A 25,604-nucleotide genomic window follows, 5' to 3' on the forward strand; every position below is an offset into this window, starting at 1 on the left:
ACACTGTCGCGCAGGGCGGAGAGTGCGTCGAGCAGCTGAGGCCGTACGTCCAAGGTCACCACATGCGGAGAATGCCCGATTTTAGGGGAATTCTGGCCTTCGACTGCAGTAGCGGGGACAGGATTTGAACCTGCGACCTCTGGGTTATGAGCCCAGCGAGCTACCGAGCTGCTCCACCCCGCGTCGTTGTGTGGCAACCGTACCACGACGCGGGGTGGACATGATCAGCCGCTGCCGGAGCTGCTGGTCGGGCTCGGACTGCCGCTCGGGCTGGGACTGCTGCCGCTCTTGTTGCCGCCGCCGCTCGTCCTGCCGGCCTTGGACTGCGCGTCCTCGGCCCGCTTGAGGGCGTCCTGGAGGTCCTTCTGGGCCTGGCCGTACGCCTGCCAGTCGCCCTTCTTCAGGGCTTCCTGGCCGGCGTCGAAGGCCTTCTGGGCGTCGTTCAACGCCTGTTGGACCGTGGGGTTGCTGGACGTCGGCGGTGGGTTCGTTCCCGTGTCCGACGGCGGTGTGGTCGTACTCTCCGCTCCGAAGACCTTGTTGAGGGCCTGGTCCAGGGTGTCCTCGAAGGCGGTGTTGCCTCCGTAGGTCACCAACACCTTGCGCAGCAGGGGGTACTTGAGTCCACCGCCGCGTACGTAGACCGGCTCCACGTAGAGCAGTCCTCCGTCGAGCGGCACCGTCAGCAGGTTGCCGTACTCGATGTCGGAGTCGCCGCCCTTGAGGAGTCTGATCGCCGCGGCGATGTTCTGTTCGGAGTTGAACTTGCTCTGTACCTGTTTGGGTCCGTCGACGGTCGTGCTCGTCGGCAGTTTCAGGATTCTGATCTTGCCGTAGTCACTGGTGCTCGCATCGGCGTCGACCGCCATGAACGCACTGAGGTTGTCGCGTCCGTTCGGAGTGAAGGTCGTCGTCAGCGAGAACGCCTGCGAGGACTGACCGGGCATCTTCATGCTCAGGTAGTACGGCGGCACCGCATTGCCCGACCTGTTGGTCGGGTCGTCCGGCACCTGCCACACCTCACTGCCGGTGAGGAAGGTCTGCGCGTCGGTCACGTGGTAGCGGCTGAGCAGCTCACGCTGGACCTTGAACAGGTCCTGCGGGTAACGGAAGTGGGCCTGCAGCTCGGGTGTGATGTCCGTCCTCGGCTGCACCGTGCCCGGGAACGCCTTCATCCACGTCTTCAGGACGGGGTCGGCGGTGTCCCACTGGTAGAGCTTGACCTCGCCGGTGTACGCGTCGACGGTCGCCTTCACCGAGTTGCGGATGTAGTTGACCTGGTTCTGCTGGGCCACCACCGCGCGGTTGGTGTTGGCCGCGGTCAGCGAGTCGGCGGTGGTGTCGCCGAGGGTCGTCCGGGAGGCGTACGGGTAGCCGTTCGTCGTCGTATAGGCGTCGACGATCCACTGGATACGGCCGTCCACCACCGCCGGATAGGCGTCGCCGTCGATGGTCAGCCAGGGCGCCACCGCCTCGACGCGCTCCTTGGGAGTGCGGTTGTACAGGATCCGCGAACCCTTGCCGATCGCCCCGGAGTAGAGGATCTGCGGCTCGTTGAACGCTACCGCGTACGCGGCCCGGTTGATCGGGTTGGCGAGATTGACGCCGCTGTTGCCCTTGTAGCTGGTGGTCTTCTCACCGCTGTCGTCGGAATAGTCGATCTCCTGCTGGGGACCGCCGACGATCGAGTAGGTGGTGGTCTTCTCGCCGTAGTAGATCTGCTGCTTGTACTTCCCCAGGGCACCCGTGGACGGCAGGTCGGACTCGGTGAAGACGGGCTGGCCGTCCTGGACCTCGGTGCCCTTGGCGGCGACCACACCGTAGCCGTGGGTGTAGCGGAAGTGGTCGTTGATCCAGTTGTTCTTCGGAATGCCGTTGAGGTTCAGCTCGCGCAGACCGATGACGGTGTCCTGCTCCTTGCCGTCCTTGCTGTAGCGGTCGACGTCCAGATTGTTCGGGAACGCGTAGTAGTTCCTGATCTGTTGGAGCTGCTGGAAGGTGGGCGAGACGATGTTCGGGTCCAGGATGCGGATGCTCGCCGCGTCGTCGATGCCGTCGCGCAGCTTCGTCTTGTCCTTGGTGGTGCTCGTCCCCGAGTAGTCGGTCACCTTGGTGTCGTCGATGCCGTACGCCTCACGGGTCGCCTTGAGGTTCTTCTGGACGTACGGCGCTTCCTTGGCCTGCTCGTTGGGCTGGACCTGGAACTTCTGGACGATCGCGGGGTAGAGCCCGCCGATGAGGATCGCCGAGAGCACCATCAGGCCGAAGCCGATCACGGGCAGCTGCCAGGTGCGGCGCCACAGGGTGGCGAAGAACAGGAGCGCGCAGATGACGGCGATGCAGAACAGGATGGTCTTCGCCGGCAGATAGGCGTTCGCGTCGACGTACCTGAGGCCCGTCCAGTTGTCCGTCGCCTTGAAGTCGCTGGACTTGACCGCGAGGCCGTACCGGTCGAGCCAGTACGCGACGGCCTTCAGCGCGACGAAGATGCCGAGCAGCACCGAGAGATGACCGGTCGCGGCGGCGGTGGCGCGCGCGCCCGGAGAGGTGACCCTGAGGCCGCCGTACAGGTAGTGGGTGAGCGCGGCGGCGATCAGGGACAGGATGGCGGCGGCGAAGCCGAAGCCGAGCAGGAAGCGGTACCAGGGCAGGTCGAAGGCGTAGAAGGAGACGTCGAGGTGGAACTGCGGGTCCTTCTGGTGGAAGGGCACGCCGTTGACCCACATCAGCCAGGTGCGCCACTGGCTGGACGCCGAGGCACCGGCGATGAGACCGACCAGGGCGGTGGTCCCGAGCAACAGCCAGGTCTTGTACGGGGCGATGCCCATCCGGTAGCGGTCCAGGCTCTGCTGCTCCATGGACATGGCGCTCAGCGGCGGCCGCAGCCGGTGCGCCAGCCAGATGTTGAAGCCGACCGCGAGGGCCATCAGCAGACCGAAGACGAAGAACAGTCCGATCTTGGTCCACAGGGTGGTGGTGAAGACGGACGAGTACTTCACGGAGCGGTACCAGAGCCAGTCCGTCCAGAAGCCCGCGAACATGGTGAACGCCATGCCGAGGACGGCAAGGACACCCAGTGTCATCAGCAGGGTCCGGACTCGCCGGGACGGGCGGCCCACTCTGATCCGTGGCCCCGTCGGGCCTCCGCCGCGGTCCGGCATCTGGAAAGCCAAGGTGCGCACCTCGAAGTCGCTGTCGGTTCGTCAGGCCCCCGCGTGTTCGTGAGCCCCTCCGTGGCCCCCCGTGATCGCGGGCCCACACCTATGCAACTTACTCACCGTTTACTCGGTTCCCGATTCCGGCCATGAACGAGGCAGGATTGTGACCATGTCCAACACTCCCATGGCAGCGAGCCCGCTCACCCGGGCCGTACTCGAGATCGACGAGTACGCCTCCGGCCTCGGCTGGGACCAGCCCGCCCGCCTCTTCGCCCTCGTAGACACCGCTCGGCTGCGGTCCCAGGAGCCCGCGCTCGCGGCCCAGCTGGGCCTTGCGGACGAACCCGACACCACCGGGCTCACCCCGGTCGAGCAGGACGAGATCCCGGCCGGCAAGCCGCTGGACGAGTTCCTCGCGACGATCGCCTGGCCCGACGCGGTGGCCGGCTGTGCGCTCACGGTGGAGCGGCTGATGCTGCCGCCGTCCGCCGAGTCCCAGGTCCCCGAGGGGCTGGACGAGGCGGGGCTGGCGAAGTGGGTGGCCGGGCACCCGGACCGTCAGGAGGTCCGGATGACGGTTGCGGTGCTGCGCGACGGTGCCCGTGACTCGGCGCTGCGGCTGCGCGAGAAGGACACGCCGACCGAGGTCCTCACGGGCTCCGACCTGGTGCCGGGCCTGGCGCAGGCCCTGGCCGCGACCTTCGAGGAGTAGGCCGCCGCAGCCCTTCGGGCTACTTGGTCGTGCACTTCGGCAGGTCGGACGTCTTTCCGGTGCGGATGTCCTTCAGCGCGCCGAGGGCGTCCTCGATGGTGTTCACCTTGACCAGGGTGAGCCCGCTCGGGGTGTCCTTGGCGGCGGCCGCGCAGTTCTCGGCGGGTGTGAGGAAGTACTGGGCGCCCTTGTCGCGTGCGCCGACCGTCTTCATCTCGATGCCGCCGATCGGACCGACCTTGCCGTTGTCGTCGATCGTCCCGGTGCCGGCCACGAACTTGCCTCCGGTCAGGTCGCCAGGGGTGAGCTTGTCGTAGATGCCGAGCGCGAACATCAGACCGGCGCTCGGACCGCCGACGTCGGCGAGCTTGATGTCGATGGTGAACGGGAAGGTGTGATCGGTCCCCGCGGAGATCCCGACGATCGCGCGCTTCTTGCCGCTGTCGTCGGAGGTGGTGGTGGTGGTGAGCGTGATGTCCTGGGTCGTGGTCGCCGTCGTGTTCTTCTTCTCGGCGGCGGCCTGCTCCTTCGCGGGCACGATCGTGAAGTCGACCTTCTGGCCGGGCTGGTGCTTGGTCACGAGCTTGGCGACGTCGGCGGGCTGCTTCACGGCCGTACCGTCGACGGCCTTGATCACGTCTCCGGCGTGCAGCTGACCCTGCGCCGGGGAGTCCTTGACCACGGTCGAGACGATCACCCAGCTCTTCACCGGGATGCCGAGTTCCTTCAGGGCTGCGACCTTGGCGCTCTCCTGGGACTGGCTGAACTCCTCGGCGTTCTCCTGGGTGGACTGCTGTTCGGTCTTGCCGTCCGGGTAGAGCGTGTCGTGCGGCACGACCTTGCTGTCGTGGGCCAGCCAGCCGTAGACGGCCTCGACGAGGTTCATCTTGTAGTCGGCGCTGGTGACCCGCACGGTCGTCATGTTCAGGTGGCCGTCGGCCGCGTACGTCTTGCGTCCGGAGATCTGCAGCACCGGCTCGCCGTCGTGGTCCCCGAGCGTGTTGACCGTGGGCCCCGGGGACATCTCCGAGTACGGCACGGGAATGAAGACTCCCGCGCACAGGAGCGCGATCAGCATCAGGGTGGAGGCGAGCATCGTCGCGGTGCGGCGTGGCATGCCAAGACAGTACGGGAAGGTCCTGTCAGCGCACCGTCAGCCCCACCTCTGTTGTCATGTCACGTACGGGAGTGCGGCTTCTCCATGGCCTCACGGAAGCGGGCGTACCCGTCGAGCTCGGGCCCGTCGCCGCGGACCTTGCGGGTCCGGTTGGCCCAAGTGCCCCACAGACCGGCTCCGATCGCTGCGATGAACGGAATCAACAACCACAGGAGCGCCCCCATGCCGACCTCCCGACCCCGGTGAGCGACCGCAAGAACTGACTGATCAGCAGATTAACCAGTCACACAGAGAACGCTGACGCCAGGGGTGCAGTTACGCAACCCGGGCGTGGCGCAGGGGTCTCAGCAGGCGCCGACCCATTCGTCCGTACCGTCGGAGAAGGTCTGGTGCTTCCAGATGGGCACCTCGTGCTTGAGATCGTCGATCAGCTTCCGGCAGGCCTCGAAGGCCTCGCCCCGGTGCGGACACGAAACGGCGACGACCACGGCGAGATCCCCGACGGCCAGGTCACCGATGCGGTGAACGGCGGCCAGGGCCCGCACCGGGTACCCGGCCACGACCTTCTCGGCGATCCGCCGCATCTCGGCCTCGGCGCTGGGGTGGCACGAATAGCCGAGCCGGTCCACATCGGCTCCCCCGTCGTGGTTCCGCACGGTCCCCACGAACAGCGCGGTCCCGCCCGCGGCGTCGTCCCCGACGGCCTGGAAGACCTCGTCCAGGGAGAGCGCGGTCTCACGGACGGCGATCAGCTTGATGGGGTCCTGGGCGGCCTGCTCGCCGGGATGGTCGTTGGTGGGTGCCATGCCTCCATCGTGCCGCACGCCGCTGACAACCCGGAACAGACGTTTCACCCGGCACGCGCGTGTGCGGGCTTGGAGTCTCCTACAAGGCTCGCTCTCAGATCCGGCGCCGGGCCTTGCGGGCCCTGCGCACGACGGCCGCCGCGCCCAGCAGCGCCACCGTCGCACCGGCGGCCCCGGCCGCCGTCGCGTCCTTGCGGCCGAGCCGGCGGCCGGCGACGGTGTGCCTGCCGGAGACCTCCTCCAGGAGCTCGGCGAGCACTTCCTCGTTGGTCCGCTGCGGCCGCCAGCCCGCGTCGTGCAGTCGGCTTCCGCTGACCACCCAGGGGTACATCGTGTACGCCAGGTCCCCGGCCGGGGACGGTGTCAGGCCGATCCGGTGCAGCCGGGCCGCCGCACCCAGGGCCACGGCCGACGGCAGTTCCATCCGCCGGATCCCGCTGAGCTCCTCGACCTCCTCCTGTTCCAGCCACCCGTCGCAGCCCACCGTGAGTTCCCCTTCGACCTTCTCCAGGACGGTGTACTCCAGGGCGCTGCACAGGTCCTCGACGTGGCAGAACTGCCAGGCGGGCCGCGACCCCGCTACGACGAGCAGCCGGGGCGACTCGAAGTACCTGGTCAGCGCGGTGTCGGTGCCTCCCACGAGCACCGCGGGCCGTACGACGGTGACATTGAGCCCCGGATGCGCGCGCGGCGCGCGCCGGGCGAGCCGCTCGATCTCCAGGAGGTCGCCGACGCCGGTGGCCTCGGCCGTGGCCCGCAGCTCCGCGTCCTCGGACAGCGGCAGCTCGTTGTCCGGCAGCGCCCCGTACACCATGGCGGACGTGCACAGCACGACCCGGTGGACACCGGCCGCGGCGGCCGCGGTCAGCACGGTCTGCGTCCCCCGTACGTTGTAGGCCGTACGGGCGGCGGGATCGGTCTCCAGATCCAGATCGAGCGCCAGGTGCACCACCACGTCGGCGCCCCGCAGCTTGTCCGCGATGGCCGGATCCCGTACGTCCAGGATGTGCCACTGCGCCCCCGCGCACTCGCCGCGCCGCTCGTCGATCGCGATGACCTGCTTGATCTCGTCCGAGGCGACGAGGCGTTCGGTGAGCAGTGCGCCGATGCCGGACGCGGCGCCGGTGACCGCGACGACGGGCCCGCGCGTGGCGGAATTGGTTGACTCGTTTCGCGCTGCGCGAACCTGCGGATCTGGGGAACTCACCGGGCGTCTCCAGCGGTTGTCTTCAGTACGAACGCGAGTGACGCGTCCGTACCAGGTGGCATCCATCCTGCCGCAGGCCGAGAGTCGGCGAAGCACCGAGGCCCGAACCGCCCATGGTGTCTACGCTGGGTGGTGTTATCGGGCAGCCGTGCCGTCGGAGAAGACCCGGCGGCCTTACCAGCCGAGGAATCCCGTGAGTGACACCCCATTCGGATTCGGCCTTCCGCCGGAGGAGCCGGAAGACGGCGACGAGGGCAAGAAGAAGGACCAGCAGAGCGGTGGTGGTCAGGGACCGGCCAACCCGTTCGGTTTCGGCGGGCTGCCGGGGGCCGGAGGCTTCGGCGGCCCCGGTGCGGACAATCCGCTCGCTGCCATGTTCGGTTCGCTGAACCCCACCGACCTGGGCGCCGCCTTCCAGCAGCTGGGCCAGATGCTCTCCTACGAGGGCGGCCCGGTGAACTGGGAGATGGCCAAGCAGATCGCCCGCCAGACGGTCTCCCAGGGCACTCCTGACGGCACCAAGGACGCGAGTGTCGGCGCCGCCGAGCGCACCGCGGTCGAGGAGGCCGTCCGCCTGGCCGACCTGTGGCTGGACGATGCGACGTCGCTGCCGTCCGGTGCCGGCTCCGCGGTGGCGTGGTCGCGCGCGGAGTGGGTCGAGGCGACGCTGCCCGCGTGGCAGGAACTCGTCGACCCGGTCGCCGAGCGGGTCGGCGCGGCGATGGGCGATGTCCTGCCGGAGGAGATGCAGGCCATGGCGGGCCCGCTGATCGGCATGATGCGCTCCATGGGCGGCGCGATGTTCGGCACGCAGATCGGGCAGGCCGTCGGGGTGCTCGCGGGCGAGGTCGTCGGTTCCACCGACATCGGCCTGCCGCTGAGCCCGGCCGGAAAGGCCGCGCTGCTGCCGGTGAACGTCGAGGCGTTCGGTAAGGACCTGGGCGTGCCGAAGGAGGAGGTGCGGCTGTATCTCGCCCTGCGCGAGGCCGCCCACCAGCGCCTGTTCGCACACGTGCCGTGGCTGCGCTCGCACCTGTTCGGCGCGGTCGACGGGTATGCGCGTGGGATCAAGGTCGACACGGCCAAGCTGGAGGACGTGGTCGGCCAGTTCGACCCGCAGAACCCGGAGCAGCTGCAGGACGCCCTCCAGCAGGGCATGTTCCAGCCGGAGGACACCCCGGAGCAGAAGGCGGCCCTGGCCCGACTGGAGACGGCCCTGGCGCTCGTCGAGGGCTGGGTCGACGCGGTCGTGCACGCGGCCGCGAAGCCGCGTCTGGCGTCTGCGGACGCGCTGCGCGAGACGCTGCGCCGCCGCCGTGCGACGGGCGGACCGGCGGAGCAGACGTTCGCCACGCTGATCGGCCTGGAGCTGCGCCCGCGCCGCCTGCGCGACGCCTCCCGCCTGTGGGCCTCGCTCACGGACGCGCGCGGGGTGGACGGCCGGGACGCCCTGTGGTCGCACCCGGACATGCTTCCGACGGCCTCCGACCTGGACGACCCGGACGGTTTCGTGCACCGCGAGCAGCTGGACTTCTCCGAGCTGGACAAGATGCTCGGCGAGGCGGCGGGCGGCGGCTCGACGGAGAAGCCGAACCTGAAGAAGGACGACGCTCCCCAGGACGACGACAAGGGCGACGACACCGAGTGAGCCTGTACGACGACGCGGTCCTCGTCCTGAAGGGGTACGAGGACCAGGAAGAGCTGCGCCAGGCGTATCTGGACCACTTGGCTGCCCATCCGGACGGCATGTGGAAGGCCTGTCACGCGGGCCATGTCACGGCGAGCGCCCTGGTGGTCGACCCGTCGCGCGGACGCGTCCTGCTGACCCTGCACAGGAAGCTCGAGATGTGGCTGCAGATGGGCGGCCACTGCGAGCCGGAGGACACCTCCCTCCGGGCGGCGGCCCTGCGCGAGGCCACCGAGGAGTCGGGCATCGCCGGTCTGACGCTGCTGCCGGGCGGCCCGGTGCGCCTTGACCGGCACCCGATCCCGGCGCCCTGTCACTGGCATTTCGACGTGCAGTACGCGGTCGTGGCACCGCCCGGGGCGGTCCAGGAGATCAGCGACGAGTCCCTCGACCTGCGCTGGTTCGCCTACGACGAGGTGGCGGACGTGGCCGACGAGTCGGTCGTACGGCTGCTGGAAGCGACGCGCGCCAGGCTGTGAACCTGGGCAGACGTAAGGGGCGCCCGCATTGGCGGGCGTCCCTTACGTCTGCTTGCCGGACCCTCAGCTCCAGACGTTGCCCTGGTTCTGCGCCCGTGCTCCGTGCTGCCCCATGCCGTACTGCGCGGCGAGGCCGGATCCGATCTGGGCGTTCTGCGGCGGCAGCAGTTCGCTCGGCTGGACGAGCGCGTAGCCGCTGCCCATGAAGCTGAGCTCCCAGCCCTCACCGGTGTTGCCGCGGCGCCGCCACACGCCCGAGGAATGCGTCTGGGCCTGCATCTGGACGCGCAGCCCGGTCGACCAGGCGACGATCGCGTCGGCGTCGCAGTTGACGTACTTGTCGGGCGTGACCTGCATCATCAGCGGCGCACCCGAGGTCATCAGGGCGACCTTGCCGCGGCCGGTGATGTTGAGCTGGTACTTCCCCGAGCCGGAGATGCCGTAGAGGCTGTCGACGGCGATGACCTCGTGGTGCAGGGAGGAGTCCATCGCGAGGACATAGCTGCTGTCCACGGTCAGGCCGTCCTGTTCCACGTCCACCACATGGATGTGCTGGGCGAGGTTGGCGAAGTAGACCGTGCCCTGCCCGTGGCAGCGCATCAGGCTGAGGCCCTCGCCGGTGTACGCACGCGCGCGTGCCTGCTGGTTGCTCTGGTACTCGGCGTCGAACTCGACGAGCCCCTGGTAGGCGACCATGGTGCCCTTGCGGGCCAGGATGTCGTCGTGGCCCTGAAGGGTGACGCGCAGCATCTGCTTGTTCTGCAGGCTGTAGCGCTCCTGGGACTGCGAGTCGTTGAAGGCGAAAAGCGGACTCTGCATGGTGTCTCTGGCTCCCCCTCAGCCCCGGAACCGGAGGCGGTCGGTGCTGTCCTCGCTGGGCTGGACGACGACGATGCCCTGACCGGAGAAGGCCATTTGGTAGGCCTCGCCGCTGCCGCGGCCGATCAGCGACTGCGCCTTGAAGCTGCGCTTGCCCTTCACCTTGAGGTTCGGGGACCAGGCGACGAGCGCGTCCGGGTCGACGTACGTCTCGTCCTCACCGCCGCCGCAGTCGACGACGATCGGCTTGCCCCGGGAGGTCAGCGCGACCCAGCCCTGCCCGGAGATCTTGGTGTTCCACAGGCCCTGCCCGGCGAACTTCGCCAGCCCCTTGACCCGCTCGACTCCCCAGCTGAGGTGGGCGTCGAAGGCGAGCAGGTTGGTGGCGTTGACGGAGATCCCGTCGCCGTTGAGGTTGATCACGACGACGTTCGCCCCGTAGTCGGCGAGGTAGAGCAGTCCGTCGCCGGAGCACTTCATCAGGGGCGCGCCCTCGCCGGTGATCCAGTCGCGGGCGATCTGGCGGACGGCCGGCGGGTTGGGCTCGTACTGGATGAAGCCCTCGTAGGCGATCATCGAGCCCACGCGCGCGAGGATGTCGTTTCCGGTCTGCATGGCGACCTTCAGCATGTGGTCGCCGTGGTTCTCCATACGGGCGGTGACGGGTGCGGGGGCGTAGCCCGCGAGTGGCTGGTTCATGACGGGCTCCCTCAGACCTCGTACGGCTGGACGACGATGAAGTTGCCGGGCGCGCCCCGGAACTGCAGGTTGACGCTCTCGCCGGTGTCGCCCGGGTAGGCGTTGCGGCGCATGCGGACCTGGCTGGAGACGATCACCTGGGAGGCGGCCGACCAGGCGACGACGGCGTTGGCGTCGGCGAACGTGGTCGGTGTGACCGGCAGCACCACGGGCGTGCCATGCGTCTTGACGACGATCGTGCCGGTGCCCTGGAACTGCATCGTGAACAGCGCGCCCCCGGGGATGCCGTGTCCCTCGATGCGGCGGACCTCGTACTGGAGGCCCTCGTCGAAGGCGAGGACGCTCTCGGCGGAGACGCAGATCGCGTCGCCCTGGAGCTCGACGGGGTGCAGATAGGTGGCGTTCTCGGCGAGGAACACCTGGCCCTGGCCGGTGCAGCGCATCAACTGCATTTCCTGGCCGGTCGCATGGCCCACGATCCGGCCCGCGAAGCCGGCGCCCTTGTAGCCGAAGTCGACCTTGCCCTGGTAGAGCACCATGCTGCCCTGCCGGGCCAGCACCGGCTGGCCGCCCATGCCGAGGTCGACACGGATCAGCTTGCTGTTCTGCTGTGTCCAGCGCTGCCCGGTGGGCGTCTCCTTGAACATCTGCAGCGCCGCGTGCACCCCGACACCGCCCTGAGGGGCGCCCTGAGGGGCGCCGTAGGGCGCCTGCTGCCCCGGGACCTGCCCGAACGGAGGCTGCTGACCGTAGCCGGGCGGTGGGCCCGGGGCGTGCGGGGCCTGTGGAGCCGGTGGCTGGGCATAGCCGGGCGGCGGCGGTGCACTCTGGCCGTACGGCTGCTGCTGGGGCGGCTGGCCGTAGGGCGCGGGCGCCGGGGCCGGCGGGTGCACCTGGCCGCCGCCGGGCGGGGACATGGGCGCGACGATGGTGGGCGCTGCGTGCACATTCGGTGCGGGTGCGGGCGCCGGGGGAGGCGCGAAACCCTGCGGGGCCGGGGCGGGCGCGGGGGCCGGAGCAGGTGCCGGGGCGGCCGGGGCGCCGAACGCGGGCGGGGCGAAGGTGGGAGCGGCTGCGGTCTGGGGCTGTTGCGGAGCAGGCGCCGCAGGTGCCTCCTCCTCCATGACCTCGCCGCCGAAGTTCTTCAGCAGCGCCTCGAGGCCACCGTCGAAGCCCTGCCCGACGGCCGCGAACCGCCACACGTCCTTGAGGTAGAAGTCGCCCAGCATGACGGCTCGTTCGGTGGAGAACTCCGAGCCGTTGAAGGCGTACCGGGCCACCTCCTCGCCACCCGCGACGATACGGAGGTACCCGGGGGCGATCTGCGACATCTGCCCGGCGCCGTCGATCGTCGCCGTGAACGACAGCTTCTGGATCTGCGCCGGGATCCGGTCGAGCGTGACCCGGAAGGACTCGGTGTCGCCCGCCTGGGCACCCAGCAGCTGAATGGACTCCTCGGGGGACTTCGGCTGGTTGAAGAAGACGAAGTAGCGGTCGTCCGAGAGCCGTTCGTCGGCGTCAAGGCCGAAGCAGCTGATGTCGAAGGTCAGTCCGGGGCCGCTGATCTGCACGCCTACGTACAGATCGGTGCCCGCGGTGAGGTCACTGATCCTGGCCTTGTGGCCGCGTTGGAATTCCCTGGCCATGCGTAACGACCGTCCCCCATCCCGAATGCGAGTGCGTCGCGCCAGGTTAACGGCTAACTCGGACACCGGATGAAGTCGGTACAGACCCGGTACACAACCACCGCCCCACAGCGGCCGTCACTCCCCGCGAGCCCCCGGCAGATGCGGCAACCGTTCGGCGGCGACCACTCCTTCGAGGTAACCGCGGGCCCGCTCCGTGCGCGGATACGCCTCGAGGAGCCGCCAGAAGCGGGGACCGTGCCCCGGCACCAGCAGATGCGCCAGCTCGTGGACGAGGACGTAGTCGACGACGTACTCGGGCATGCCCTGCAGCCGGTGCGACAGACGGATACTGCCTTCCGCCGGGGTGCACGAGCCCCAGCGCGTGTTCTGATTGGTGACCCAGCGCACCGAGGTGGGCCGCGCGCGGCCGTCGAAGTACTGGGCCGACAGCCGCTCGGCGCGCTCGGCCAGCTCGTCGTCACCGAGGACCCGTTTGCTCTCCTGGGCGGCGAGCTTGTCGAGCATGACGGTCACCCAGCGCTGCTCCTCCGCCTCGGACATCCGGGCAGGGATGAGCACGACGGTGCGATCGCCCTCGCGGTACGCGGAGACCGTCCTGCGTCGACGGGAGCTCCTGCGGACCTCGATCGCGCTCGCCCCCGAGCCGCTCGGCGGCTGGCTCGTCTTGCTGCGCTGTGACATTCCGGCGCGGTGCAGTGGGTCGGCGGGCACGCCCCGACGTTACCCGCTGCACACGGGGGAAGTCCCGACTCCTGGACGGTTCCGTCTCGATCCGCCACCGAGCGTTTGATTTATACGACAAATATCCACCGCCTGTGGACAACTTTCGGCACCTACCCGCCCGTCCGGGCATGCTGGTCCTCGCCGGGACAGCCACGACGGACCGTCGACCGACCATCGACCGCCCGCCGACCGAGCTCCACCGGCGGACGGGAATGTTCTACGAGGGCTACGGGGGCCTGTCATGGATGCGATGGTTCCGCTCGCGCCGGTGGTGAAGCCCGCGCTCAGGCGCGGCTGGCGCGATCTCAACACCGTGCAGTTCGGAATGGCACCGGCGCACGCACTGACACTGGGGCCGGTGGACACGGCAACGGGCAGCTTTCTCGACCTGCTCAACGGCACCCGCGGACTGCCCCTCCTGCGTGAGGAGGGACGCCGTATGGACCTGCCCGACGGTCATGTCGACAGACTGGTGGAGCGGCTGGCACGAGCCGGCCTCCTCGACGACGCAAAGGGCGGCGGGCCGGCCGCCGACGCCCTGCGCACCAAGAAGGACGTCCTCGCCCGGCTGCGCCCGGACCTCGCCTCACTGTCCCTGACCACCACCGAACCGGGCGACGCGATCAGCCGCCTGGCCGCGCGCCGCTCACTGCGGGTGCAGGTGCGGGGTGCGGGCCGGGTGGGCTCGGTGCTGGCCTCACTGCTGGCGGGCGCCGGCATCGGGGAGGTCGATGTGCGGGACGTCGGCAAGGTCGAGCCCGGCGACGTGGCGCCGGGTGGCCTGCCCGCCGAGTCCATCGGCGACCGCCGGGACGAAGCCGCCCGGCAGGCCGTACGCCGGTCCGCCCCGGACCGCCCACCACGCCGCGGCAACACGGCCCCGCCCCCGGACGGCGAGCCCGGTTTCTCCCTGGTGATCCTCGCACCACGCGACGACGTCGCCGTCCATGCCCCCGTCCCGTCGACCGCCGAACCCCTCATCGCCTCGGGTACGCCGCATCTGTACGCCGGCGTCGTGGAGGCGACCGGCGTCGTAGGCCCCCTGGTCCTGCCCGGTGAGACGGGCTGCGCGGGCTGTCTGCACGAGGGCCGCACCGACCGGGATCCGGCCTGGCCCCGGCTGGTCGCGCAATGGCGCTCCGGCACACCCCGCCAGGCCCGGCCCTGCGACCTTACGCTGGCCACGACGGTGGCCGGGCTTGCGGCCGCACATGCCCTCGCGTTCCTGGACGGTCGGGTTCCTACGAGTGCCGGAGCACGCTGGGAGGTATCCCTGCCCACTCTGACCTGGCATGCACGACCGGTCTGGGCGCATCCGGCATGCCCCTGCGGGGCCGCGGACAAAGGTAAGGGAGAACACACCTCCGAGGACGAGGAGTCACACGAGACAATGACGGGGCAACGGTCGCCGAAGGAGCTGAGCCGTACGGCACAAGCGGCGCGGCCGGCAGGGACTTGGAGGGCGCATGTCTGATCTTCCCCGCAAGGCGGTCACCCGGACCGCCAAGCTCGCCGCGCTCCCGCTCGGCTTCGCCGGACGGGCGACCTGGGGACTGGGCAAGCGGATCGTCGGGGAGTCCGCGGAGATCGTCGGCCGCGAGCTGCAACAGCGCACGGCGGAGCAGCTGTTCAAGGTGCTCGGCGAGCTGAAGGGCGGAGCCATGAAGTTCGGCCAGGCCCTGTCGGTCTTCGAGTCGGCACTGCCCGAGGAGGTCGCCGGCCCCTACCGTGCGGCGCTGACGAAGCTGCAGGAGGCGGCGCCGCCGATGCCGACCAGCACTGTGCACCGCGTGCTCGGTGAGCGGCTCGGCAAGGACTGGCCCGACCTGTTCCTCGAGTTCGAGGACAAGCCCGCCGCCGCGGCCTCGATCGGACAGGTCCACCGCGGGGTGTGGCGCGACGGCCGCGAGGTGGCGGTCAAGGTGCAGTACCCGGGTGCCGGCGAGGCTCTCCTGTCGGACCTGAACCAGTTGAGCCGTTTCGCCCGGCTACTGGGCCCACTGATCCCCGGCATGGACATCAAGCCCCTGATCGCGGAGCTCAAGGACCGTGTCTCGGAGGAGCTGGACTACGGCCTGGAGGCCCAGGCCCAGCAGGCGCACGCCGAGGAGTTCACCTACGATCCGGACGTGGTGGTGCCGGGTGTGGTCCACCAGTGCGAGCAGGTCCTGATCACCGAGTGGATCGACGGAATCCCCCTCTCGGAGATCATCTCGGGCGGCACCCGGGAACAGCGCGACCGGGCCGGTCAGCTCCTGGCCCGCTTCCTCTTCTCAGGCCCGGCCCGCACCGGGCTGCTGCATGCCGACCCGCACCCGGGCAACTTCCGGCTGCTGCCCGGCGGCCCCGGCGGCGAGGACGACTGGCGCCTGGGCGTACTGGACTTCGGCACGGTCGACCGCCTCCCGGGCGGCCTGCCTACCCCCATCGGCGACTCCCTGCGCATGACCCTCGACGGCGAGGCGGAGGCCGTCTACGAACTCCTCTGCGCGGAGGGCTTCGTCAAGGAATCGATCGAGCTGGACCCGAGTGCCGTCCTCGACTACCTCCTGCCGATCATCGAACCGGCCCGGGTCGACGAGTTCACCTTCACCCGCGGCTGGATGCGAAGCCAGGCGGCCCGCATCGCCGATCCCCGCTCCCCCGCCTACCAACTGGGCAAGCGGCTGAACCTGCCACCGGCGTACCTCCTGATACACCGGGTGACATTGAGCACAATCGGCGTGCTGTGCCAGCTGGGGTCGACGGTGCGACTGCGCGAGGAGTTGGAGGAGTGGCTCCCCGGGTTCGCGGAGGAAGCCGCTGAGGAGGAGCCGGCCGCGGAGGCTTGATCTGGGCTGCGGGGCTACCGCGCTACGGGGGCTGCGGAGTTGGAGGCTGCCTCGCTGTGGGCTGTGGGGCTGCGTGTTTAGAGGGGCGGGGTGGGGGCGGGGGGGAGGCCCCCAGAGAGACGGTCACCACCAGGCGGAGTCCAGCCGCCCCTCGATCGCCCTGAGGTTCTCCCGCGAGCAGCCGTCGCAGAAATACTGGCGGGCGCCGTTTTCCACGGAGCAGGTCCAGGTGGGCTGCGGCCCCCCCGCCCGGGCGCCACAGCGGCCGCACACCAGGGGTTGGGGCTCCGCGGGGGAGCCTGAGTCGTCACTGCCTCCGGGAAGACTCGTCACCCAGTGACGATAACGCCGCGGTGGGTGGATCGCGGGCACAACGCACCGCGGGGGCCGGTCCGTTCGGACGGACCGGCCCCCGCGGGTGAGCTACTGCCTCCCGGGGTCGGGAGGCCACCGCTTCAGGTGTGATCGGTTACTGCATGACCGCCATGGCCAGCGCGCGGCGGGCGCGCATCGAGGCGCGCTCGGCCCGGCGCTGCATCCGGCGGGCGCTCACCAGGCGCACTGCCTGGCGTTCCCGCTCTGCCTCATGCAGTTGGTCGTGCATATGCGCACGAGCCAGGGCTTCTTGGAGGAGTTGCATCTCTCGGGTCCTGTTCTGACGCGAGCCCGTCGCGCCTGTGGTGGTGAAATCTTCGATCGCGGAGCCGGCGGGCTCGTTGGTGGACGGCTTCATCGGGGCCTGCTTCTTGGGGTCGTTCGTGAGGGGGCGGTCGATGGTTCCGGGGATGTTCATGCTGTGACCGGGTTCTTGCGCGGGCGGCCACGCGGCCGCTTCCGGGCGACGACGACACCCTGGACAAACAGCTCGCCACCCCAGACGCCCCAGGGCTCACGCCGCTCCTTGGCGCCGGCGAGGCAGGCCTCGATCAGCGGGCAGGTGCGGCAGAGGGACTTGGCGTACTCAACGTCGGCCGGCGACTCGGCGAAGAAGACCTCCGGGTCGTAGGAGCGGCAGGGGACGGGTACGCCGAGGTTCTCGATGGCGTCGTCAAGCGCGGTGAGCGCAGTGAGCGGGATCAAGGTGGAGTCCTCCGTGAGGCCGGGCGGGGGGATCGTTTCGGAAGGCGGTACGGACGGGGCGTGCGCTTCGAGTTGCACGGTTCGTCTTCCTCGTCTGGTCGTTCCGGTCCTGTTGGACCGGGTGGCGGCTGGTACCGGGTTCAGCTCTTGTCCCGAGGCCCCTTCGCTCCGTTGTCCCCGTTCGGGGAAAACAGAAGGGCCGCGGATCCCGGATGGGGTTCCGCGGCCCTGAAGGCGCCGGCCTGATCGGCGATCAGGCTGGATCACTCCAGGGTTCTGGCCCACGGAAGGCCCACATCAGGTGGTGCTGCGTCGTCTGCTTCCGGTTTCCGGCACCGACCGCGGTAAAGGCATAGGCCTGTGCCTGTGCCACTACTGCTTCCAGTGCCTTGGTCGGTCGCTCATTGCGCTCACGGGTGGGAAGACCCGCGAGAGAAACGGGGGCGGACGCCAGACGACCGGCAGGAATGCCGGACAGACCGGTGCCCTGGTTCGAGGCGCCGAGCATGCACGTGGAGACGACCGAGCGATCGGTCAGTTTGGCGGTGCTGATGGAGCTGGTGCTGATGCTGATCACTTCAATCGCCTCCTCTCGGCGTCTCGGGGGACTGGGGGTGAGCCAGTCCGACGGATATGCAAGTAGAACACGGAATCGGGGCCTCCGAGAAGGCCTCCGTCCCCGTGGCTAAGAACCTATGGGGATTGCTGGGGCATGCGCAAACTATTTTTTCGACGAGTTTGAATCAGTCCCCTTCGTCCTGTTCTCCGGGTTCGCGACCTGCGCAGAGGGCCAGGACATCGGCCCCGTAGCGGTTGAGCTTGCGTACGCCGACCCCGGGGATCCGCGCCAGTTCGCCCGCCTCGTCGGGGGCGGCTTCGGCGATGGCCATCAGTGTCTTGTCGGTGAAGATGCAGAAGGCGGGTTGTCCGCTGCGCTGCGCCTGGTCCGCGCGCCACTCGCGCAGTCGCTCGTAGAGGCCCTCGTCCATGTCGGTGGGGCAGTCCTCGCAGCGCATCAGTTTCATCTCGCCGGCGTCGGTGAGCGTGCGCCCGCAGACCCGGCAGCGGGCCGGGGTGCGCTGGGTGCGCCTGGGCACGGCGTCCGGTCTGCTGGTGAAGCCGCGCTCGACTCCCCCTGCACCGCTCGCCGCGGTGCGGCCGACGGTGGCGGTGGAGCCCGGTCGCAGGCCGTCGAGGAAGCGGCTGGGACGGCGGTTGGGGCGGCCGCCGGGCGAGCGGGACAGTGCCCAGGAGACGTGGAGGCGCTCCCTGGCCCGGGTGACGCCGACGTAGAGGAGGCGGCGTTCCTCCTCGATCTGCTCGTCGGTCTTGGCGTAGGTGATCGGCATCATGCCCTCGGCGACGCCGACCAGGAAGACGACGTCCCACTCGAGGCCTTTGGCGGAGTGCAGGGAGGCCAGGGTGACGCCCTGGACGGTGGGGGCGTGCTGGGCGTTGGCGCGTTCGTCGAGTTCGGCGACGAGGTCGCCGAGGGTGGCGGCGGGTTTGGCCGCGGCGAAGTCGTGCGCGAGGTTCACGAGGGCGGCGAGGGAATCCCATCGCTCTCGGACCGCGCCGGAGCCTGCTGGGGGCTGGGGGGTCCAGCCTTCCCCGGAGAGCACGGCGCGGACCTGGGAGGGCAGGTCCACGGCGTCGTCGAGGAGGGAGTCGTTGCCACCGAAGCGTGCCGCGCCGCGCAGGGCGACGCCTGCCTTGCGCACCTCGGGGCGGTCGAAGAACCGCTCGGCGCCGCGCAGCTGGTAGGGGACTCCGGCGTCGGCGAGGGCCTGTTCGTAGGTCTCGGACTGGGAGTTCGTCCGGAACAGGATGGCGATTTCGCTGGCGGGGATGCCGGCGTCCATGAGTTCGCGGATGCGGCGGGCGGCGCCTTCGGCTTCGGCGGGTTCGTCGGTGTACTCGGTGTAGCCGGGTTCGGGGCCGGGGTCGCGTTGTGAGATCAGTTCGAGGCGGTGGTCGGCGGCGCGCCCTCGGGCCTGGGCGAGGAGGCCGTTGGCGAGATGGACGACCTGCGGGGTGGAGCGGTAGTCGCGGACGAGTTTGACGACGGTGGCTCCGGGGTGGCGGGTGCGGAAGTCGAGGAGGTGGTCGGGGGTTGCTCCGGTGAATGAGTAGATCGTCTGGCTGGCGTCGCCGACGACGCACAGGTTGTCCCGTTCGCCGAGCCACAGTTCGAGGAGGCGCTGCTGGAGGGGGCTGACGTCCTGGTACTCGTCGACGACGAAGTGCTGGTACTGGGAGCGGACCTGGTCGGCGATGTCGTGCCGGTCCTGGAGGATGGCGACGGTGAGCAGCAGGACGTCCTCGAAGTCGATGACGGAGCGGTCCCGTTTGAGGGCTTCGTAGACGGAGTAGAGCTGGGCGATCTCGGCCGGGTCGCGGGGGGTGTCGCGGCCGGCCTTGGCGGCGGCGGGGGCGTAGTCGGCGGGGACGGTCTGGGTGACCTTGGACCATTCGATTTCGGCGGTGACGTCCCGCAGTTCGCCGCGGTCGAGGCGGATGCGGCAGGCGGCGGCCGCGTCGGCGACGAGTTGGATCTTGCGGTCGACCAGCCGGGGCATGGAGCCGCCGACTGCTTTCGGCCAGAAGTACTGGAGCTGGCGCAGGGCGGCCGAGTGGAAGGTGCGGGCCTGGACTCCGGAGGCGCCGAGGTGGCGCAGTCGGCCGCGCATCTCTCCGGCGGCGCGGTTGGTGAAGGTGACGGCGAGCACGCTGGAGGGCTGGAGGATTCCGGCGCGGACTCCGTAGGCGATGCGGTGGGTGATCGCTCGGGTTTTGCCGGTTCCGGCGCCTGCCAGTACGCACACCGGTCCGCGCAGGGCGGTGGCCACCTCGCGTTGTTCGGGGTCGAGCCCTTCGAGCACGGCATCGGGTGTGTCCGGTACCTGCGGGAAGAGCGTGGAGTGCGTTGCTGCTGTCACATGGCCATGCTGCCAGGTCGTCGGAGACGGGTGCGGCGGTTGTCCACAGGCAGGTACCCGCAGTCGTACTAATGCGGCAGGCGTCACGTCGGGTGCGGTACCGCGCGTGGGAATGGTGGCCGTTTCAAGTACGTTCCATCACTGCGACCAAGCATCCCCGAGCAGCTGAGGAGCGCGAGAGACATGCCGGGCACTGTGACGATGTACAGCACCACGTGGTGTGGCTATTGCCGTCGGCTGAAGAGCCAGATGGACCGTGAGGGCATCGCGTACAACGAGATCAACATCGAGCAGGACCCGGATTCCGCGGCTTTCGTGGAGAAGGCGAATGGCGGAAACCAGACGGTGCCGACGGTGCTGTTCCCGGATGGTTCGACGCTGACGAACCCGTCGCTGGCGCAGGTGAAGCAGAAGATCGGCGCGTAGGCGCTGCACGGTTTTGTTTCGGAGGGCGGTTCCTGGGTCGGCTCAGGAACCGCCTTCTTGTGGTTTGTCCCACACTGCGGTGTAGCGCCACAGCAGCCGGCGGCGGTAGCGGCAGCCGGGCAGCAGGCGGTGTGCCGCTTTGCGGGCCTCGGCCCAGTGCATGGCGGAGTCCTTGACCGGCATGCCGGTCGGGCCCCGTTTGCCGCCGTGCAGCCGTGCGTTCAGCAGGCTCGCGGGCAGGCCGCAGCCGCTGATCACCCAGTCCAGGGCGGTGTGGTTGTACGCCATCCCGACGATCACCAGTCGGCCGCCGGGGGCGAGCAGTCGTACCAGGCCCCGTACGGCGTCCTCGAACGGTGCGTGGTGGACCACGGCGACGGCGCTGACGAAGTCGTACTTGCCCTCGGGGAGGGCGTCGTCGTCGAGGTAGTCGCCCTCCTGGAAAGTGACGTTCTCCGGTGTCTGCTCGCGCGCGAGCCGGATCATTTCCGGTGAGCGGTCCATGCCTGTCACCGATTCGGCTTTGTGTGCCAGCTTTCGTGCGAGCAGCCCGTCGCCGCATCCGACGTCCAGGGCCGTCCGGCAGCCGTCGGGGACGGCTGCGAGGACGACGGGGTGGTAGTGGACGTTGTGGTTCCAGTACGGGTCTGTCATCGCGGCGTCCGGCTCAGACGAAGCTCCTCGTCGGCAGGGGCTTGCCGTACCACATCTCGATCAGGCGGGCGGCGATGGAGATGCCGTAGGGAGGCAGGACCTCGCCGGCTTCGAAGGCGGCGCCCAGTTCGTCCCGGGAGAACCAGCGGGCTTCGTGGATCTCGTCGCCGTCGACGTTGATCTCGGTGGAGGTGGCTCGGGCCATGAAGCCGAGCATGAGGCTGGACGGGAAGGGCCAGGGCTGGCTGGCGACGTACTCGACCGGGCCGACGGTGATGCCCGCTTCCTCGAAGACTTCGCGGCGTACCGACTGTTCGATGGACTCGCCGGGTTCGACGAAGCCGGCGAGCGTGGAGAAGCGGCCTTCGGGCCAGTGGACCTGGCGGCCGAGCAGGATGCGGTCCTCCTCGTCGGTGACGGCCATGATCACGGCGGGGTCGGTGCGCGGGTAGTGCTCGGCGCCGCAGGCGGAGCAGCGGCGGATGTGGCCGGCGGCGGCGATGACGGTGCGTTCGCCGCAGCGGGAGCAGAAGCGGTGGGTGCGCTGCCAGTTCTCCAGGCCGACCGCGTGCACCATCAGGCCCGTGTCGCGGGGGGACAGCAGGAGGCCGGCCTCGCGCAGGCCCGCGGGGCGGGCGGACTGGTCGATGCGGCCGGGCAGTGCGTCCTTCTGGAGGGCGAAGTAGCTGATGCCTTCCTCGTCGGTGCCCAGGAAGTAGCGGTGGGCCTCGGTCAGGGGGGCTTCGAAGGAGGGGGTCATGACGAGTTCGGTGCGGCCGTCGGCCGTCTCGTCGATGAGGACCTGGCCGCCGGAGACCACGAAGCAGCGGGTCGTGGGGTGGCTCCATGCCGCTGCGAGCCAGGCCTCGTCGAGGCGGTGGTGGGCGGCGCGGTCGATGCCGCTGGGGGCGGTGAGGGAGATGGGGCGGTCGGCGGTGTGGTCGGTCCAGGTGGTCACGGGTGCTTCCAACTCCCCCAGTGGAACGGATTGTTTGGGCGGGCGGTACGGCGGGAGGCGAACGGGTCAGGCGGGTCCGGGCGGTGCGGGGCGGCTCTTCCAGTTTGCCCCGCGCGCGGTGCCGCTACGGACGGCGCGGGGCGCTCAGGGTGCATGGCGCCAGGTCTCGGCGAGGTCTGCCCACAGGTGTGCGCTGGTCTCGACGCCTTTGAGGAGCAGGTCGAGCTCGACTTTCTCGTTCGGTGCGTGCCAGCCGTCGGAAGGGACGGAGATGCCCAGGAAGAGCACCGGTGCCCCGAGGACTTCCTGGAGGTCGGCGGCGGGTCCGGAGCCACCCTCGCGGGTGTAGCGGACGGGCTTGTCGAAGGCGCGGCCCATCGCGCGGGCGACGGACTGCAGAGCGGGGTGGTCCAGCGGTGTCAGGCACGGGCGGGTGGCCGCGGCGAACGTGATCTCGTACCGGATCCCGGCGGGCACCTGTGCGGCGGCCCAGGTGCGGACGGCCTTCTCGATGTGGTCGGGTTCCTGCCCCGCGACCAGGCGGAAGGAGAGCTTCACCATGGCCGTGGACGGGATGATCGTCTTGCTGCCGGGGCCCTGGTAACCGCCGCCGATGCCGTTGACCTCGGCGGTGGGGCGGGCCCAGATGCGCTCCAGGGTGGTGTGTCCGGCCTCGCCGTGGGTGGCGTACGACTTGGCGGTGCGCAGCCACTGCCGCTCGTCGAAGGGCAGTTCGGCGAAGAGTTCGCGCTCGCGGTCGGTGAGTTCGACGATGCCGTCGTAGAAGCCGGGGATCGCCACGCGTGCGTGCTCGTCGTGCAGGGCGGCGACCAGGCGGGCGGCGGCGGTGGCCGGGTTGGGGACGGCGCCGCCGAAGGAGCCGGAGTGGATGTCCTGGTCGGGGCCGGAGAAGTGGATCTCGCACTCGGCGAGGCCGCGCATGCCGGTGCACACGGTGGGGGTGTCCTCGGACCACATGCCGGTGTCGGAGACGATCACGGCGTCGGCGGCGAGCCGGTCGGCGTGCTGTTCGACGAGGGTGCGGAAGTTCGGTGAGCCGGACTCCTCCTCGCCCTCGATCAGCAGCTTCAGGTTGACCGCGGGAGCGGTGCGGCCGGTGGCGGCGAGGTGGGCGCGGACGCCGAGTGTGTGGAAGAACACCTGACCCTTGTCGTCGGCCGCCCCGCGCGCGTGGAGACGGTTTTCGCGGACGACGGGTTCGAAGGGGTCGCTGTCCCAGCCGTCCTCGCGGGCGGCGGGCTGTACGTCGTGATGGCCGTAGACGAGGACGGTGGGTGCCGCGGGGTCGGTGGCGGGCCACTCGGCGAAGACGGCCGGGGCGCCCGGTGTCTCCCAGACCTCTGCGGTGGTGAAGCCGGTGTCCTTGAGTTTGGCGGCGAGCCAGTCTGCGCTGCGTCGTACATCGGGTGCGTGGTCGGGCTGGGCCGACACGGACGGGATGCGCAGCCACTCGGCGAGGTCGTCGAGGAAGGCGACGCGGTGCTGCTCGATGTACGTACGGACGGCGCTGACGGCACTGTCAACGGGCTGGCTCATGGTCACGAGCCTATCGGCCCGCACCGACATCCTCGGTGGGCGGTTCCTCACAGTTTGCTTCCGCGGCCGGCTCGCCCAGCAGCAGCCGCTCCAGTGCGGACCGGTCCGGCAGGTCGTCCGGTCGTACAACCTCACCAGTACGTACGTACAGGAACGCGGCATTGACGGACTCCAGGGGCACGCCCTGCTGCTCGGCCCAGGCGAGCCGGTACAGGGCGAGCTGGAGGGGGTCGGCGGTGCGCGAGCGGCTGGTCTTCCAGTCGACGATCTCGTACGTCGTCCCGTTGCCGTCGTCGTCCTTGTAGACGGCGTCGATGCGGCCCCGGACGACACGGCCGGCGATGGCGAGTTGGAAGGGCGCTTCGACGCAGTGGGGTGTGCGGTGGGCGTACTCGGTGCGTTCGAAGGCGTCCTTGAGGGCTTCCAGGTCGCGTTCGTCGGCGATCTCGGTCTCGCTGCCGGGCAGTTCCTCGGGTTCCAGCATCGGCAGGGTCAGTTCTTCGAAGCGGGCCTCGACCCAGGCGTGGAAGCGGGTGCCCCGGCGTGCGGCGGGTTGCGGGGGGCGCGGCATGGGGCGTGCGAGTTCCTGTGCGAAACCGTCCGGGTCGGTGGCCAGGCGCAGCACCTGGGAAGCGGTGAGGGATGCCGGGACGGGGACGTCCGTGACGGCCTGCCGGGCGCGCAGGAGTTCGCCGGTGAGGGCGTCCAGGTCGCGGTCCCAGGAGGCGAGGGTGCGGGCCTCCTCCGGGGTGAGGCGGGTGGGGGCGGCGGCGTGCCGGCCAGGAGTGCGGGCGCGCTCGGCAGCGGATTTCGGTGTGGCGGGGTACGCCTCCTGGTTGCGGGTTCCCTCCGGAGCCGCTGCCTGGTGCGGGACGGTCGGGCGGTCCGTGGCCCAGGCGTCCCAGTCGGCCGGGTTCTCCTCGGCGAAGGGCTCCTCCTCGGCGAACGGATCTTCCTCTTCGTACGGCAGGTCCTCGTCGTCCGGCGGCGGGGGCCACTCCGGGTCGTCGTGGCTGTCCGGGTCGTGCGTGGCGGCGGGGTGGCCGTCCTCGTGGGAGGCGAGGTCCTCCAGGTGGGCGAGGACCGTTTCGGCGGCCGTCCGGCGCCGGGCCAGGGATGCCTCGTCCAGGGGCAGGGGCCAGACCTGGTCGCCGGTCGCCGTGTGCAGGGCCGGGTTCTCCTCGCCCTCGGCGGGTTCGTCCGCCCACGCCTCGATCTCGCCGTATCCGGCCGCGCAGTGGTCGTGCAGGGACTGCAGGAAGTCGGACGGGCCGCGGGGCTTCTTCTGGGTGGGGCCCCACCAGTGGCCGGAGCCGAGGAGGAGGGAGCGGGGGCGGGTGAAGGTGACGTAGCCGAGGCGGAGTTCCTCGGTGTGCTGGTGTTCCTTCATGGCCTCCTGGAAGGCCTTCAGGCCCCGGGAGTCCCAGGAGTCGACGTCGGGCAGGGTGTCGGCGTCGCCGCGCAGTTCGTGCGGCAGGACCTTGCCCTGGGCGGTCCACTTCTCGCGGCCCCGGGTGCTGGGGAAGGTTCCGGTGACCAGGCCGGGGACGGCGACGACGTCCCACTCCAGGCCTTTGGACTTGTGGGCGGTGAGGACCTTCACGGTGTTCTCGCCGCCCGGGAGGGCGTTGTCGAGGCCCTTCTCGTACTGGGCGGCGGTGCGCAGGAAGCCCAGGAAGGCGAGCAGGGTGGCCTCGCCGTCGCCGGCGGCGAAGGAGGCGGCGATGTCCAGGAAGTTGGAGAGGGTCTCGCGGCGGCGGGCGGCCAGGGCGTGCGGGGACGCCGACAGCTCCACTTCCAGGCCGGTCACGGCGAGGACGCGGTGCAGGACGTCCATGAGCGGGTCGGCCAGCGAGCGGCGCAGGTCGCGCAGTTCGGCGGCCAGGCGGGCGAACCGCACGCGCGCGTCCGATGAGAAGGGCAGCCCGTCGTCCTCCTGTTGGGCGTCGAGCGGCATCTCCAGGAACGTGTCCAGGGCGTCCGCGAGCGATGTCACCTCGGAAGGGTCGACTCCCTCGACGGCTTCGGCGAGCCGGCGGTCCCGGTCGTTCTCGTCGCCCACGCGGGCGTGGGGGGCGAGGTGCCGGGGGCGGCGTACCAGGG

The 25,604-nt window shown here is 69.9% G+C and carries 24 protein-coding genes and 1 tRNA gene; 6 read left to right on the forward strand and 19 right to left on the reverse strand.

Features of this window, described 5'->3' with window-relative positions; translation table 11 throughout:
* Window positions 1–109: 109 nt before the first annotated feature.
* Window positions 110–183 (reverse strand) — tRNA-Met (locus tag AB0N07_RS31665).
* Window positions 184–224: 41 nt separating this feature from the next.
* Window positions 225–3,161, reverse strand: a complete 2,937-nt coding sequence (locus tag AB0N07_RS31670; protein ID WP_365840990.1) for a UPF0182 family protein — start codon at window positions 3,159–3,161, stop codon at window positions 225–227.
* 166 nt (window positions 3,162–3,327) lie between these two features.
* On the opposite strand from AB0N07_RS31670, the gene AB0N07_RS31675 reads away from it, so the two are divergent.
* On the forward strand, window positions 3,328–3,870 hold the full coding sequence (locus AB0N07_RS31675) for a PPA1309 family protein (protein ID WP_115906044.1): 543 nt from the start codon (window positions 3,328–3,330) through the stop codon (window positions 3,868–3,870).
* Between the two features lie 19 nt (window positions 3,871–3,889).
* Here the strand turns inward: AB0N07_RS31675 and AB0N07_RS31680 are convergent, their stop codons facing one another.
* The 4 genes from AB0N07_RS31680 to AB0N07_RS31695 all read right to left on the reverse strand — a co-directional run bounded on the left by AB0N07_RS31680 (window position 3,890) and on the right by AB0N07_RS31695 (window position 7,000).
* Window positions 3,890–4,987, reverse strand: coding sequence for a PDZ domain-containing protein (locus AB0N07_RS31680; protein ID WP_365840909.1), 1,098 nt, complete (start codon window positions 4,985–4,987; stop codon window positions 3,890–3,892).
* Between the two features lie 59 nt (window positions 4,988–5,046).
* Window positions 5,047–5,211 carry a hypothetical protein gene (locus AB0N07_RS31685; protein WP_365840911.1) on the reverse strand — a complete coding sequence of 55 codons (165 nt, stop codon included), beginning with the start codon at window positions 5,209–5,211 and terminating at the stop codon, window positions 5,047–5,049.
* 120 nt (window positions 5,212–5,331) lie between these two features.
* Entirely contained in the window at window positions 5,332–5,793 is a 462-nt protein-coding gene (locus AB0N07_RS31690) for a molybdenum cofactor biosynthesis protein MoaE (protein WP_344405396.1), read from the reverse strand.
* Between the two features lie 94 nt (window positions 5,794–5,887).
* Window positions 5,888–7,000 (reverse strand): SDR family oxidoreductase, encoded by a 1,113-nt coding sequence (locus AB0N07_RS31695; RefSeq protein WP_365840913.1) that lies wholly within the window; start codon window positions 6,998–7,000, stop codon window positions 5,888–5,890.
* Between the two features lie 193 nt (window positions 7,001–7,193).
* Between AB0N07_RS31695 and AB0N07_RS31700 the strand changes: the two genes are divergently transcribed.
* The gene (locus AB0N07_RS31700; protein ID WP_365840915.1) at window positions 7,194–8,648 is read left to right on the forward strand and encodes a zinc-dependent metalloprotease; all 1,455 of its coding nucleotides are present in this window, start codon (window positions 7,194–7,196) and stop codon (window positions 8,646–8,648) included.
* A complete protein-coding gene (locus AB0N07_RS31705; protein WP_365840917.1) occupies window positions 8,645–9,166 on the forward strand; it encodes an NUDIX hydrolase in 522 nt (173 codons plus the stop codon). The genes AB0N07_RS31700 and AB0N07_RS31705 overlap by 4 nt, the downstream gene beginning before the upstream one ends.
* A 63-nt stretch (window positions 9,167–9,229) precedes the next feature.
* Here AB0N07_RS31705 and AB0N07_RS31710 read toward each other — a convergent pair whose 3' ends face one another.
* The 4 genes from AB0N07_RS31710 to AB0N07_RS31725 form a co-directional block, all read right to left on the reverse strand.
* Entirely contained in the window at window positions 9,230–9,985 is a 756-nt protein-coding gene (locus AB0N07_RS31710) for an AIM24 family protein (protein WP_365840919.1), read from the reverse strand.
* An 18-nt stretch (window positions 9,986–10,003) separates the two neighbouring features.
* Window positions 10,004–10,684, reverse strand: a complete 681-nt coding sequence (locus AB0N07_RS31715; RefSeq protein WP_365840921.1) for an AIM24 family protein — start codon at window positions 10,682–10,684, stop codon at window positions 10,004–10,006.
* A gap of 11 nt (window positions 10,685–10,695) precedes the next feature.
* On the reverse strand, window positions 10,696–12,330 hold the full coding sequence (locus AB0N07_RS31720) for a TerD family protein (protein ID WP_365840923.1): 1,635 nt from the start codon (window positions 12,328–12,330) through the stop codon (window positions 10,696–10,698).
* 117 nt (window positions 12,331–12,447) lie between these two features.
* Window positions 12,448–13,044 (reverse strand): M48 family metallopeptidase, encoded by a 597-nt coding sequence (locus tag AB0N07_RS31725; RefSeq protein WP_365840925.1) that lies wholly within the window; start codon window positions 13,042–13,044, stop codon window positions 12,448–12,450.
* Window positions 13,045–13,297: 253 nt separating this feature from the next.
* Between AB0N07_RS31725 and AB0N07_RS31730 the strand changes: the two genes are divergently transcribed.
* Complete coding sequence (locus AB0N07_RS31730) at window positions 13,298–14,530, forward strand: TOMM precursor leader peptide-binding protein (protein ID WP_365840927.1); 1,233 nt, start codon at window positions 13,298–13,300, stop codon at window positions 14,528–14,530.
* Window positions 14,523–15,887: an AarF/ABC1/UbiB kinase family protein gene (locus AB0N07_RS31735; protein WP_365840930.1), complete on the forward strand. Its 1,365-nt coding sequence runs from the start codon at window positions 14,523–14,525 to the stop codon at window positions 15,885–15,887. Before AB0N07_RS31730 ends, AB0N07_RS31735 begins: the two co-directional genes overlap by 8 nt.
* A 123-nt stretch (window positions 15,888–16,010) precedes the next feature.
* Here AB0N07_RS31735 and AB0N07_RS31740 read toward each other — a convergent pair whose 3' ends face one another.
* From AB0N07_RS31740 to AB0N07_RS31760, 5 genes are all read right to left on the reverse strand, one after another.
* Window positions 16,011–16,220, reverse strand: a complete 210-nt coding sequence (locus AB0N07_RS31740; protein WP_365840932.1) for a hypothetical protein — start codon at window positions 16,218–16,220, stop codon at window positions 16,011–16,013.
* Window positions 16,221–16,356: 136 nt separating this feature from the next.
* Entirely contained in the window at window positions 16,357–16,680 is a 324-nt protein-coding gene (locus tag AB0N07_RS31745) for a hypothetical protein (RefSeq protein ID WP_365840934.1), read from the reverse strand.
* Entirely contained in the window at window positions 16,677–17,045 is a 369-nt protein-coding gene (locus AB0N07_RS31750) for a WhiB family transcriptional regulator (RefSeq protein WP_010984500.1), read from the reverse strand. Before AB0N07_RS31750 ends, AB0N07_RS31745 begins: the two co-directional genes overlap by 4 nt.
* Window positions 17,046–17,220: 175 nt before the next feature.
* Window positions 17,221–17,544 carry a hypothetical protein gene (locus AB0N07_RS31755; protein WP_365840937.1) on the reverse strand — a complete coding sequence of 108 codons (324 nt, stop codon included), beginning with the start codon at window positions 17,542–17,544 and terminating at the stop codon, window positions 17,221–17,223.
* A gap of 166 nt (window positions 17,545–17,710) precedes the next feature.
* Complete coding sequence (locus AB0N07_RS31760) at window positions 17,711–19,906, reverse strand: ATP-dependent DNA helicase UvrD2 (RefSeq protein ID WP_365840939.1); 2,196 nt, start codon at window positions 19,904–19,906, stop codon at window positions 17,711–17,713.
* Between the two features lie 183 nt (window positions 19,907–20,089).
* Between AB0N07_RS31760 and AB0N07_RS31765 the strand changes: the two genes are divergently transcribed.
* The gene (locus AB0N07_RS31765; RefSeq protein ID WP_115906059.1) at window positions 20,090–20,332 is read left to right on the forward strand and encodes a mycoredoxin; all 243 of its coding nucleotides are present in this window, start codon (window positions 20,090–20,092) and stop codon (window positions 20,330–20,332) included.
* A 42-nt stretch (window positions 20,333–20,374) separates the two neighbouring features.
* Here AB0N07_RS31765 and AB0N07_RS31770 read toward each other — a convergent pair whose 3' ends face one another.
* From AB0N07_RS31770 to AB0N07_RS31785, 4 genes are all read right to left on the reverse strand, one after another.
* Window positions 20,375–20,986 (reverse strand): class I SAM-dependent methyltransferase, encoded by a 612-nt coding sequence (locus AB0N07_RS31770; RefSeq protein ID WP_365840941.1) that lies wholly within the window; start codon window positions 20,984–20,986, stop codon window positions 20,375–20,377.
* Window positions 20,987–20,999: 13 nt separating this feature from the next.
* Window positions 21,000–21,944: an NAD(+) diphosphatase gene (gene nudC / locus AB0N07_RS31775; protein WP_365840943.1), complete on the reverse strand. Its 945-nt coding sequence runs from the start codon at window positions 21,942–21,944 to the stop codon at window positions 21,000–21,002.
* Between the two features lie 144 nt (window positions 21,945–22,088).
* The gene (locus AB0N07_RS31780; protein WP_365840945.1) at window positions 22,089–23,501 is read right to left on the reverse strand and encodes a dipeptidase; all 1,413 of its coding nucleotides are present in this window, start codon (window positions 23,499–23,501) and stop codon (window positions 22,089–22,091) included.
* Window positions 23,502–23,511: 10 nt separating this feature from the next.
* Window positions 23,512–25,604, reverse strand: a 2,093-nt coding sequence (locus AB0N07_RS31785) for a 3'-5' exonuclease (protein ID WP_365840947.1), incomplete at its 5' end; no start/stop codon positions are given.

The sequence above is a fragment of the Streptomyces sp. NPDC051172 genome (assembly GCF_040682555.1).
In the GTDB taxonomy this organism is placed as follows: Bacteria; Actinomycetota; Actinomycetes; order Streptomycetales; family Streptomycetaceae; genus Streptomyces.

What these genes read in the sequence shown, in the direction of transcription:
- AB0N07_RS31735 (WP_365840930.1), top strand. Translation starts at nt 14,523, where the DNA reads ATGTCTGATCTTCCCCGCAAGGCGGTCACCCGGACCGCCAAGCTCGCC.
- AB0N07_RS31685 (WP_365840911.1), bottom strand. Translation starts at nt 5,211, where the DNA reads ATGGGGGCGCTCCTGTGGTTGTTGATTCCGTTCATCGCAGCGATCGGA.
- AB0N07_RS31765 (WP_115906059.1), top strand. Translation starts at nt 20,090, where the DNA reads ATGCCGGGCACTGTGACGATGTACAGCACCACGTGGTGTGGCTATTGC.
- AB0N07_RS31690 (WP_344405396.1), bottom strand. Translation starts at nt 5,793, where the DNA reads ATGGCACCCACCAACGACCATCCCGGCGAGCAGGCCGCCCAGGACCCC.
- AB0N07_RS31670 (WP_365840990.1), bottom strand. Translation starts at nt 3,161, where the DNA reads ATGCCGGACCGCGGCGGAGGCCCGACGGGGCCACGGATCAGAGTGGGC.
- AB0N07_RS31780 (WP_365840945.1), bottom strand. Translation starts at nt 23,501, where the DNA reads ATGAGCCAGCCCGTTGACAGTGCCGTCAGCGCCGTCCGTACGTACATC.
- AB0N07_RS31720 (WP_365840923.1), bottom strand. Translation starts at nt 12,330, where the DNA reads ATGGCCAGGGAATTCCAACGCGGCCACAAGGCCAGGATCAGTGACCTC.
- AB0N07_RS31715 (WP_365840921.1), bottom strand. Translation starts at nt 10,684, where the DNA reads ATGAACCAGCCACTCGCGGGCTACGCCCCCGCACCCGTCACCGCCCGT.
- AB0N07_RS31745 (WP_365840934.1), bottom strand. Translation starts at nt 16,680, where the DNA reads ATGAACATCCCCGGAACCATCGACCGCCCCCTCACGAACGACCCCAAG.
- AB0N07_RS31680 (WP_365840909.1), bottom strand. Translation starts at nt 4,987, where the DNA reads ATGCCACGCCGCACCGCGACGATGCTCGCCTCCACCCTGATGCTGATC.
- AB0N07_RS31730 (WP_365840927.1), top strand. Translation starts at nt 13,298, where the DNA reads ATGGATGCGATGGTTCCGCTCGCGCCGGTGGTGAAGCCCGCGCTCAGG.
- AB0N07_RS31710 (WP_365840919.1), bottom strand. Translation starts at nt 9,985, where the DNA reads ATGCAGAGTCCGCTTTTCGCCTTCAACGACTCGCAGTCCCAGGAGCGC.
- AB0N07_RS31770 (WP_365840941.1), bottom strand. Translation starts at nt 20,986, where the DNA reads ATGACAGACCCGTACTGGAACCACAACGTCCACTACCACCCCGTCGTC.
- AB0N07_RS31675 (WP_115906044.1), top strand. Translation starts at nt 3,328, where the DNA reads ATGTCCAACACTCCCATGGCAGCGAGCCCGCTCACCCGGGCCGTACTC.